The sequence below is a fragment of the Candidatus Diapherotrites archaeon genome (assembly GCA_016205145.1).
GTDB lineage: Archaea > Iainarchaeota > Iainarchaeia > Iainarchaeales > JACQJH01 > JACQJH01.
In genome coordinates this window covers 78,312-87,561 of the sequence record JACQJH010000002.1, presented here as the reverse complement: position 1 = coordinate 87,561, position 9,250 = coordinate 78,312, and the positions used below count along the sequence as shown (strand labels likewise).

At 52.1% G+C, this 9,250-nt stretch carries 13 protein-coding genes and 1 tRNA gene; 9 read left to right on the top strand and 5 right to left on the bottom strand.

Features of this window, described 5'->3' with window-relative positions; translation table 11 throughout:
• Positions 1-37 precede the first annotated feature (37 nt).
• Positions 38-649 (top strand): ferric reductase-like transmembrane domain-containing protein, encoded by a 612-nt coding sequence (locus tag HY394_03605; GenBank protein MBI4053095.1) that lies wholly within the window; start codon positions 38-40, stop codon positions 647-649.
• 169 nt (positions 650-818) lie between these two features.
• Here HY394_03605 and HY394_03600 read toward each other — a convergent pair.
• Positions 819-1,045 (bottom strand) — tRNA-Ser (locus HY394_03600).
• Positions 1,046-1,203: 158 nt separating this feature from the next.
• Positions 1,204-2,427 carry an NAD(P)/FAD-dependent oxidoreductase gene (locus HY394_03595; protein ID MBI4053094.1) on the bottom strand — a complete coding sequence of 408 codons (1,224 nt, stop codon included), beginning with the start codon at positions 2,425-2,427 and terminating at the stop codon, positions 1,204-1,206.
• A 107-nt stretch (positions 2,428-2,534) separates the two neighbouring features.
• Here HY394_03595 and HY394_03590 point away from each other — a divergent pair, with 107 nt between their 5' ends.
• From HY394_03590 to HY394_03580, 3 genes are all read left to right on the top strand, one after another.
• Positions 2,535-2,816, top strand: coding sequence for a hypothetical protein (locus HY394_03590; GenBank protein MBI4053093.1), 282 nt, complete (start codon positions 2,535-2,537; stop codon positions 2,814-2,816).
• Between the two features lie 84 nt (positions 2,817-2,900).
• Positions 2,901-3,086: a hypothetical protein gene (locus HY394_03585; GenBank protein MBI4053092.1), complete on the top strand. Its 186-nt coding sequence runs from the start codon at positions 2,901-2,903 to the stop codon at positions 3,084-3,086.
• A gap of 204 nt (positions 3,087-3,290) precedes the next feature.
• Entirely contained in the window at positions 3,291-3,539 is a 249-nt protein-coding gene (locus tag HY394_03580) for a hypothetical protein (protein ID MBI4053091.1), read from the top strand.
• A 16-nt stretch (positions 3,540-3,555) separates the two neighbouring features.
• On the opposite strand, the gene HY394_03575 is transcribed toward HY394_03580, so the two are convergent.
• Together HY394_03575 and HY394_03570 are read right to left on the bottom strand one after the other, a co-directional pair.
• A complete protein-coding gene (locus tag HY394_03575) occupies positions 3,556-3,732 on the bottom strand; it encodes a hypothetical protein (GenBank protein MBI4053090.1) in 177 nt (58 codons plus the stop codon).
• 65 nt (positions 3,733-3,797) lie between these two features.
• Complete coding sequence (locus tag HY394_03570; GenBank protein ID MBI4053089.1) at positions 3,798-4,529, bottom strand: VIT1/CCC1 transporter family protein; 732 nt, start codon at positions 4,527-4,529, stop codon at positions 3,798-3,800.
• A 62-nt stretch (positions 4,530-4,591) separates the two neighbouring features.
• On the opposite strand from HY394_03570, the gene HY394_03565 reads away from it, so the two are divergent.
• Entirely contained in the window at positions 4,592-5,221 is a 630-nt protein-coding gene (locus HY394_03565) for a thiamine diphosphokinase (protein ID MBI4053088.1), read from the top strand.
• Between the two features lie 27 nt (positions 5,222-5,248).
• Here HY394_03565 and HY394_03560 read toward each other — a convergent pair whose 3' ends face one another.
• Entirely contained in the window at positions 5,249-6,004 is a 756-nt protein-coding gene (locus tag HY394_03560) for a ZIP family metal transporter (GenBank protein MBI4053087.1), read from the bottom strand.
• A 135-nt stretch (positions 6,005-6,139) separates the two neighbouring features.
• Here HY394_03560 and HY394_03555 point away from each other — a divergent pair, with 135 nt between their 5' ends.
• From HY394_03555 to HY394_03540, 4 genes are all read left to right on the top strand, one after another.
• Positions 6,140-7,036: a restriction endonuclease gene (locus HY394_03555; GenBank protein ID MBI4053086.1), complete on the top strand. Its 897-nt coding sequence runs from the start codon at positions 6,140-6,142 to the stop codon at positions 7,034-7,036.
• A 66-nt stretch (positions 7,037-7,102) separates the two neighbouring features.
• Positions 7,103-8,506, top strand: coding sequence for a hypothetical protein (locus HY394_03550; GenBank protein MBI4053085.1), 1,404 nt, complete (start codon positions 7,103-7,105; stop codon positions 8,504-8,506).
• Between the two features lie 5 nt (positions 8,507-8,511).
• Positions 8,512-8,979: a hypothetical protein gene (locus HY394_03545; protein ID MBI4053084.1), complete on the top strand. Its 468-nt coding sequence runs from the start codon at positions 8,512-8,514 to the stop codon at positions 8,977-8,979.
• Positions 8,957-9,244 (top strand): GIY-YIG nuclease family protein, encoded by a 288-nt coding sequence (locus HY394_03540; GenBank protein ID MBI4053083.1) that lies wholly within the window; start codon positions 8,957-8,959, stop codon positions 9,242-9,244. The genes HY394_03545 and HY394_03540 overlap by 23 nt, the downstream gene beginning before the upstream one ends.
• Positions 9,245-9,250 lie beyond the last annotated feature (6 nt).

Below are 9,250 nucleotides of genomic sequence, written 5' to 3'. Positions count from 1 at the left end.
AAAAACCGCTTTGTGCTATTCCATTTAAGGCAAAATCATGCAGCGTTCAAGCGAAATGTGGCTCATAATCGTGGCAGGAATCGCGCTTTTGGCGTTTTACAACGCCTTCCTTCCGGGGCCGTCGCCCGCAACCCAGATAATAAGGACTTTGGGCCTGGGCGGATTCTTCCTTCTATGCGTTTCGCTCATGATAGGGCCGCTTGTAACGCTTTGGCCTAAAACGTTTGCACAGCTTTTCGAGCCGAGAAGGGCGGTCGGCGTTTCCGCCTTCATTTTCATGGCGGCTCATTACCTGCTAGTGCTCATGCTTTACTTCAACTTCGATTTTGCCCTGCTTAGCACGATGCCCCAGCTCACAATCGCGATTCCCGCGTTTTTCATAATCTTTGCCATGGCTTTGACGTCAACCGATTGGGCAATGCGCGTCATGGGAAAAAACTGGAAGCGCCTGCACCGCTTGGTTTACATTGCGTTCATACTCATTCTCGCGCACTTCGTGCAGGTTGCCAACGGCCTGCCGTGGACCGCGCAGGCGAAAACATTGAACTATGCCGAAATCGCCTTGCTGTTGCTTGCGGGCATCGTTATAATCCTGCAAATAGCTGGCTTCATTGCCAGAAGAAAAAGAACGGCGCAGGCAAGCAAGTGAACCTTTTTTTTGTCTGCTTACTCGGCCTTTCACAACAGTGAAAGGCCTTGGTTTCGGCCATGCCAAGCATGGCGCTCAGACCAGCCGGCTGTGGCGGCTTCGCGCAACAGCGCGCAGCGCTATGCGAGTGAAACGAGCATAGTGCACGCACCAGCCGAGCGTGACGGCTCGCGGGGGACGGGATTCGAACCCGCGCTCCCTTTCGGGAAACAGCTTGCTGCAACATTCTATTCCGCAAAAAGAAAGGCTTTCTTTTTGGGGTACGATGCAAAACCTTTCGGTTTTGCGTCGCGTCGCGAAATCTTTGATTTCGCAACGGAACACTTTTTCTTTCTTCGCAAAGAAAGAAAAAGGGTCTTAGCAGGCTGCCGCGTTAGACCACTCCGCCACCCCCGCACGGCGTCGCGTCCGCCGGGTACGCGCCCGATTCCGCTTCGCTTCATCGGGCTGGCTCGCTGCGCTCGCAACAAACCGGCATCTGCAACGCATGCAGTCTATAGGTTATTTGACTATTAAAACAAATTTAAAAAGAAGCCTCTCTGCCGGCATGACGTTCATGGCAGAAGCAGTTTGAGGTAAAACAGCGGCGAGAAGAATTCCCGCTTGGCTTCTTCATTGGAGAGCATGCCTGAAATGAGTTCCTGCACTTCCTTTTTGGTTGCGGCCTTGTGGATGACAAAGTTGAGGATCGGCTTGATGTTGCCGATGCGCTGCAGGTTGTAGCTGTTTTTGAGTTCGGTTCCGATTTCATTCCACAAGGTGTCCTCGTATTCCTTCAAGAATTCTTCCGAAACATTGTTTGCCTTGATTGCCTCTCCGACAATGCGCGCAGCCAGCCTTCCGGAATGCATTGCGTTGCCGATGCCTTCCCCGGAAAACGGGTCGATGAGCGAGGCCGCGTCGCCTATGAGCACGAAGCCGTTGCCATGCGCTTTCCGCCTGGTTGAGCCGAAAGGCAGGGTCCACCCCTTGATGTCGCCCTCGATTTTGGCGTTCCTGAACCTGTCTTTCAGCAGGCTGTCGTTTTCAATGGCGTTAAACATTGCCTGTTTGAGATTTATGTTCCTTTTTTTCATTTCCGCCGTGACAACCCCGACTCCAACGTTCGCGTTGCCGTTTTCAAGCGGAAAAATCCAGAAATATCCCGGAAGCACGGAATCGATGAAATGCAGTTCGATGTTGTCTGACATGCCTTCGATGCCGGAATAGTATGCCCTGAGCGCGGTGCAATGGTGCTTGTCTTGTTGTTCCGCGAGGCCGAGCTTTTTTGCCACGACTGACTGCGCGCCGTCAGCCCCGATCACGACTTTTGCCCTGAATTCCATGGCCTTTTTTGACTTCAAATCCGTGCCTTTCACTCCGACAACAAAACCGTTTTCCTGAATGATTTCAGTGACCATGAACTCTTCGATTGCGTGCGCGTATTTTTTGGCTGTGCCGAACACGAGGTTGTCGAAAAACATTCTCCTGCACACCACGCCCTCGACGCGTTTCCCGTCCCTTCCGAACGGAATCTGCACGACGTCCTTTTTCGGCGAGGAAAAAACCACGCCATGCGTTTTTCCGTGCGGCAGTTTTCTGACTTCGCTTTCAAGGCCGAGATCGCGCAGCACGGACATTGATTTGCCTGAAATCGCGTCGCCGCAGATCTTGTCGCGCGGGTATTTTGATTTTTCAAGCAACAGGACATTGAAGCCCTGTTTTCCAAGCAGTGCGGCGCAGCTGCTTCCGCCGGGGCCGGCGCCGACAACGATTGCGTCGAAAGAATCGGTCTCCATTGGTAAAAAATGTCATGGAAACGAATTTAAACAAAACGATTCGGCCGGATTTTTGCGTGGCGCAAGCCTTTTATTGGTTTTATTGGAATTATTTTTCTGGTGTTGGATTGAAATTCAGGTATTGCCCGCAGTGCGTCAGCCTTGACATGAAAATGTCCAACGGCATACTGGTTTGCGCCAAATGCGGTTATTCAGGGAACATGAACTATGATTCCATGGACGTCATCAACGCCGCGAGGCGGTCCGCAAGATCGAGGCAGTCGTCCTCGGATGCGGAGTTTTTGACCGGCCGGAACAGGGATGCGCCGGCCGCAACCCCCGAGCGGCAGAAGGCCCTGAACGAGCGCATGAAAAAGCTTGGCGGCACCAGGGATTTCGAGGTTTTGTGAGTTTTTGCCTTCGGGGCTGTTTTTTGCGGAAATGCATTAAAGCGAAAAGCTTAAACCAATTTCTCTTGTATATATAATAGTGGCATGGAAGAGGATCCGAGCGTCTGGTTCTTCCTTCGTTTCGAAGAGGCTGACAAGCACGCTATGGTGTCAATCCTCCTGTTCATGGGCTCCGCATTCGTTTTCCTGACCCAGCCGGGCGCTGTTATCCTGTACCTTGGCCTGTTTTTCGGCGGCATAATACTGCATTTCACTTCCGGTCTCCTGTGATAAAAAAGCCGGCTGCATGTTTTATGCGCGGATTTTTTTGGAAAACGAAAATCATTATGTAAACCCCAAGTAGTTATAAAAGCCTTTTCTGTTTTCTCATTTACTTCCACGTTTTTTTGTGGAAATTCAGTTTTTTCCGCGTTTCGCGGAAATTTTTCCCGGGATTTTTTCTTGGAAGAAAGTCCCGTGTACTGGGGTGAGTTGATGAGACAGGAGCTTAAACGGTTAGTCGTAAGACTGCAGGACGGAAACATTCCGCTGGATGACCCGGTCCTTGACTGGGCCGTGAACGAAATTTTCAGGACGTATTGCCTTGAGCGCGGCCTGGATGAAGGCCTTGAATTGGATAAAATCAGCGCTGAAACCGGCTTTGATTTTCTCTTTTACCTGATTGAGGAACTCGACTGCCTTGAAAAAGAGCAGGCAGCTGAAAAACAGAAAATTTTGGCGTGAACCGGGAAAGGGAATGCTATTGCCATTTCCTTTTCTGGGCGTTGTCTTTTTTCAATGCCCCTACTCCAACGAATCCCGCCAGGAGCGCCAGGATTAAGCCGGCCAAAAGCACCGGCAGACCGTAATTGTAATAAAGCCAGAGGAATGCCAGCAAGGCTATCACCGCTGCCGCGGTGAAAATCCTCATTGCCATGGAAAATATTGTGTCTGGAACCTTTTTTAAGCCGGTTAGGCGGGAGGCCGCAAAAGCCGCCTGCTTTAAATTCCGCTGGCGCCCAAAAGCATGCCGATGATGTAGCCCGCGATTGCCGCGCAAATGCCGACAATTGCGAGTTCCATGCCGCCTTTCGCCCAGTTGCCGATTGTCTGCTTTGTCTTGAACGCGCCGGCAAAGAACAGCACCAATGCCGAGAAAGCCACGGACAGTACTATTGCCGCCTGGACCGGCAGGAAAATGAATGGAAGCAGGGGCACGAACGCGCCGGCAAGCGACGAGAATCCCACTACAACGCCTTCCCTTGCAGGGTGGTCGAAATCAGTTTCAGTGAGCTCCAGCTCGTTAAGCATCATTTCGTCAAGCCACCTCTGCCTGTCGCTTGTGATGTGCCTTACTATGTCATTCAGGATTTTTCCGTCAAAGCCCTTTTTCCTGTAGATGTGCTCGACTTCCTCGCGCTCTATGTCCGGAAACCTTTCTATTTCAAAGGCTTCGCGTTCGCGCTGCCTGTGATAGTATTCTTTCTGCGCCTTTGCCGAAGTGTAGGCAACGGCCGCCATGGAAATGCTTTCCGCGAAAGCCGCGGCAATGCCGGTTATTATGACGAGCCTTGCCTCGCTTGTCGCGGTTGCAACGCCCAGGAGTATGCCCAAAGTGTTGACAATTCCATCCTGCCCGCCGAGAATGAGCTGCCTGAGAATGGCGCCCCTAACAGTGTTCTCTTTAAGGTCATGCAGCCTGCGCTGTTCCGACAACCGCGTCACAGAACTCATTTTGACCAGTAAGGCAAATGGCCTGTATTTGGTTTAAAACATATTGCCAAGCCATTTTTAGCATGGCTGCGCAAAAGCGTGCAATCATAGCCTGCAACGGCAACATTGAAACCGGCCTGATTGAAAAAACCTGCCGAAAGAACGATTTCCTCGTTTGCGCGGACGGCGGCGCGAACCATTTCCTGAAGACCAAAATCATTCCAGGCATAATTGTCGGGGACATGGACTCGATAACGGAAAACGCGAAAAGGATTTTTTCCGGAGTGGAAAAGCTTGCCTATCCCAGAAACATGAATTTCACTGATTCGGAGCTTGCCTTGCGGCTTGCCCTGGAGCACGGCTTCAGGGAAATAGTTTTTTTGGGCGCAACCGGCAGCCGCACCGATCATCTGCTTTCAAACGTCATGCTGTTGTCGCAGGTGCCGGAAGGCGTTGACGCGCGCATTCTAGAGGAAAAAAGCGAGCTGTTCCTTGTGCGCAAAAGCCGCGCGGTCAAAGGAAAAAAGGGCGACAGGGTTTCCCTGATTCCGGTTGAAAACGTTTCCGGCCTGTCATTGTCCGGATTCAAATTCAATGCGCGCAACATTTCCCTGAAAGTGGGCGAAGGCAGGGGAATGAGCAACGAGCTTGCGGGAAGAAAGGCCCTGATAAGCCTCAAAAAAGGCCGCCTGATTGCCGTGAGAATGTTTTAGATTTACTTGCCGGAGCTGGTTGTTTTTTCACGCCTCGAGGCCGAGCAGCAATGCCATGGCGGCTATTCCTGCGCAGAACACGAGCAAAAGGAAGAATGATTTCGCCAGGTTTTCCTCGCGCTTGTGCAATTCAGGTATGAGGTCGGAGCCGGCGATGTAAATGAACATTCCGGCGGCGAAAGGCGTGATGAAGAATTCTATTTTGTCGAAAAGCGAGCCCAGCAAAAGCACTGCAATCGCGCCTGCAATTGCAGTAAGCGCAGTCACAAAGTTCAGGAAAAGCGCTTTTTTGCCTGTAACTCCGGCGTGAATGAGGACCCCGAAATCGCCTATTTCCTGCGGTATTTCGTGGAAGAAAACAGCCATTGTTGTCGCGAATCCGACGGGAAAGCTTGTAAGGTAGCCTGCAGCAATGATTGCGCCGTCGATGAAGTTGTGCACGGCGTCGCCGACAAGGTTCATCACTGCCATCGGGTGCGGGTGTTCCTCGGATGTGGGAATGTGGCAGTGGCGCCAGCGAATGAACTTTTCAACTATGAACGAGAACGCTATTCCGGCTAGGATTGACAACGAAATTTCAAGGCCGAACCCGAAGGTTTCAACTGCTTCCGGCAGGAGGTGGATGAAAGCGTCGCCGAACAATGCGCCGGCGGCGAATCCGACAAGGTAAAACACGAATTTTTTCAGGCGTTCGGCGTCCATCCGGATGGTGAGGATGCCGACAAGTGAAATCAGGCTGACGGCGAAAACGCTTGCAATGGAATAAAGCCAGGCGTCAACCATGGAAACACACCTGCGCGTTAGTATTTTTTAAGCTAATCTCGGTCGGATGGCGTGCGGTTATGCGGCTTTTTTTTCCAAAAAAGAACGAATAAAAGAATAAATACCTGAAAACCGTTTAGTTTTGTGTTATAGCATATGCCTGAACCGATTGCACCCGCGCCAGTTGCCGGTTTGCTGTTGAAGAACAGGGTTTTTGCGGTTTCGCTTGCATCCCTTGCTCTTCTGTGCGTTTTTTCATTTTTCGGATTGCCATGGGTCGGGGCAATCTTCGGGTTGGTTTTCGCGGCTTCGGTTTTTTTCCTGCTCAAAAAGTTTGAACGCGATGTTAATCCTTTTTTCAACCCCGCGTCTTTGAAGCGCAGTTTTTACGTTTGGGGCGCATTGCTGCTGGTTTTTGGCCTGTTCATGTTCTTTGGATGGGTTGTTGCATCGGCGTTCATCCTCCTGGTTTTGGCGGGGATGCCGCTTTTCTGGTTTTTCAGGGCGATTTCCGTCGGCAGGCAATCGGATGACGAGAAAGCGGTGTCGGAAGCAAAGGCCTTGTCCGAGCGCAGGGAAAAGTTTTTGGCCAAACAGTCTTCAAAGGGCCTTGTCGAATACAAGGGATTGTGGCTTCCGCCTGACGAGGCGCAGAAGCGCCAGAAAATCGATTTCGGCCTGACAACCAATTTTTCAAACCTTGACGGGCAGGAATTCGAGGCGATGTGCGCGAACCTTTTCAGGCAAATGGATTATGACGTGCAGGTCGTGCATCCCATCGGCAATTTCGGCCTGCATTTGCTTGCAAGGAAAGGCGGGGAAGCGATTGGCATACAATTGTTCACTGAAAAGGCGCTGGTTTCAGCCGAAAGCATGGGCAGGCTTCTCGCGGAAATGAAGGCGCCCGGCATCGGCGCGACAAAAGGCATCATTATCGGCACAGCCGGCTTTGAAGTGAAGGCAAAGGTTGCGGCTAAAGGCAACAAAGTCGAATTGTGGGACGCGAAAGACCTTTCAAAGGCGGTCGGAAAGTACCTGATCCAGAGAAAATAATGCCAGCGGCCGTGCGATCCTTGAACAACCCTTAAAAAATGCTTTTTTTTATAACATCATCGGTAGATGGTTTTTTTCATGCGGCTTTCCGGTTTTCACAACAGGCTTTTGGTCTTGTTCGGCCTTGTCCTCCTGACCGTAATAATTTCGATTGCCGCGGGCATGAACGGAAAACAGGTCGTCGCACTCACGACGATGATGTCCTTCATTTACGGAACGCTTTTGTTCTGGCGCATGAGGGTTGCCTTTGCGTTTGCCGGCATCGCCGCATTGTTCTTTTTCGGCGTCCTCGACATAGCGCATTTCGTCGAGTTCGCGTCCCTTGACATAATCGTCTTTTTGATTGCAATGATGATTGTGGTGGGGTTCCTTGAAAAAAACCAGTTCTTCGAATTCATCGTGTCAAAGCTCCTGCACTTTTCCGGACATGACGGCCTCAAGTCGCTTGTCCTGTTTTCGGTCCTTGCCGCGGTTTCCGCGGCGCTCGTGGACGAGGTCACGTCGATTCTTTTCATGACCTCCATAATGCTGCACCTCACGTCAAAGCTCAAGCTGAACCCCCTTCCGTTCATTCTCATGATTGTCTTCGCAACCAATATCGGCAGCAGCGCAACCGTCGTCGGAAACCCCATAGGCGTGCTCATTGCCCTGCGCGGCGGGTTTTCGTTCTCGGATTTTTTGAGGTGGGCCGCGCCGATAAGCGTCATCGCGCTGGCCGCGGCAATTCCTCTGGCGATGAAAATTTTTTCGCCCGCAGTGAAGGAATTTTCGGAGAAGCTGAGGGCCGCCAAAGGGGAACTTTTCGAGCCCGTGAAAGGCAGTAACCTGTGGTTCAGCGCGGGCGTTTTCCTGCTTGTTCTGGGCCTTCTCGTATCGCATCACGGCATTGAAGAGGCGCTGCACCTTGAAAAAAACGTTCTCCTGATCGCGTCCGCGCTGGTGGGCGCGGCGATTGTCCTGTTCGCGGAAGGCGAGAACGCGAGGGGCCTGCTTGAAACGCGCGTTGACTGGTGGACTATAATCTTCTTCATGATGCTGTTTGCCTCCGTGGGCTCGCTCAAGTTTTTGGGTGTAACCGACATCATTGCGGAGAGGATGGTCAGTTTCACGGGCACAGACCCGGTCAGGACGCTTGCGGTCGTAATGCTTTCCATCGGCGGCCTGAGCGCGGTCCTTGACAACGTCCTCGCGGTCGCAATCTTCGTTCCCATCGTGCAGGGCATGGCGTCCGCAGGCGTTCCATCCGCGCACCTGTGGTGGGGCATGCTTTTCGGCGGAACGCTTTTCGGTAACCTCACGCCCATTGGCAGCACGGCAAACATTGTGGCAATCGGTATTCTTGAAAGGAAGGGGATTCACGGCATGGACCTGCTTGGATGGATAAAAACCGCGTTTCCCATTGTGGCGGTAACGTCTTTAATTGCGTTCGGCGCAATTTTCTTGCAGATTCCGTTGCTTTTGCAGGGGTGAAAAAAATGGTGAAGGTCATAAAACGCGACGGGTCCAGGGAGGATTTCAACGAACTCAAGCTCAAAAAATCCCTGGAACTGGCGGGGGCAACCCCTAAACAGGCCGCCGAGGTTTCCGAAAGGATTGCGTCTAAGGCCGGAAAAAAACGGGGCGAAATCGAAAGCGCCGAGATAAGGAAAATGGTGGTGAGGGAGTTCAAGGAGCTCAACAGGCGCGTTTCGGACAGGTTCCTTGCCTATGTCCGGTCAATCGAGCTCATGTCCACAGGCCAGCCCGACCTCTTCGAGGAACTAAAGTCCCTGGTTGAAGGCAACGCCTCGATAAGCATCGCGGGCGCGGGCTACAAGATAGTGATTGAACGGCCCGACGGCTTTCCGTGGCCGGCGGTTTTGCACAAGCTTTTGGAAAAGGACAGGGCAGTCGTTTACATGCAGAACGGCAGCATGGTGATTGAAACCCTTGGCAGGCAGTGAAGTTAAGGGGGCAAAACGGGGTTTCTTTGTTTACCTGCTCCGGTGCTCCGACAATTCGTTCTACTGCGGCTGGACGAATGATTTGGAAAAACGCGTTGAAGCGCATAACGCGGGAAAGGCCAGCAGGTACACGCGCGCCAGATTGCCGGTAAGGCTGGTTTTCTCGGAAAAGGCGGAAAGCCAGAGCCGGGCGATGAAACGCGAGGCGGAAATCAAAAGGCTGCCAAAAAATCGGAAAGCGTTGCTTGCGGCACGTGGTTTGTGAAACTTT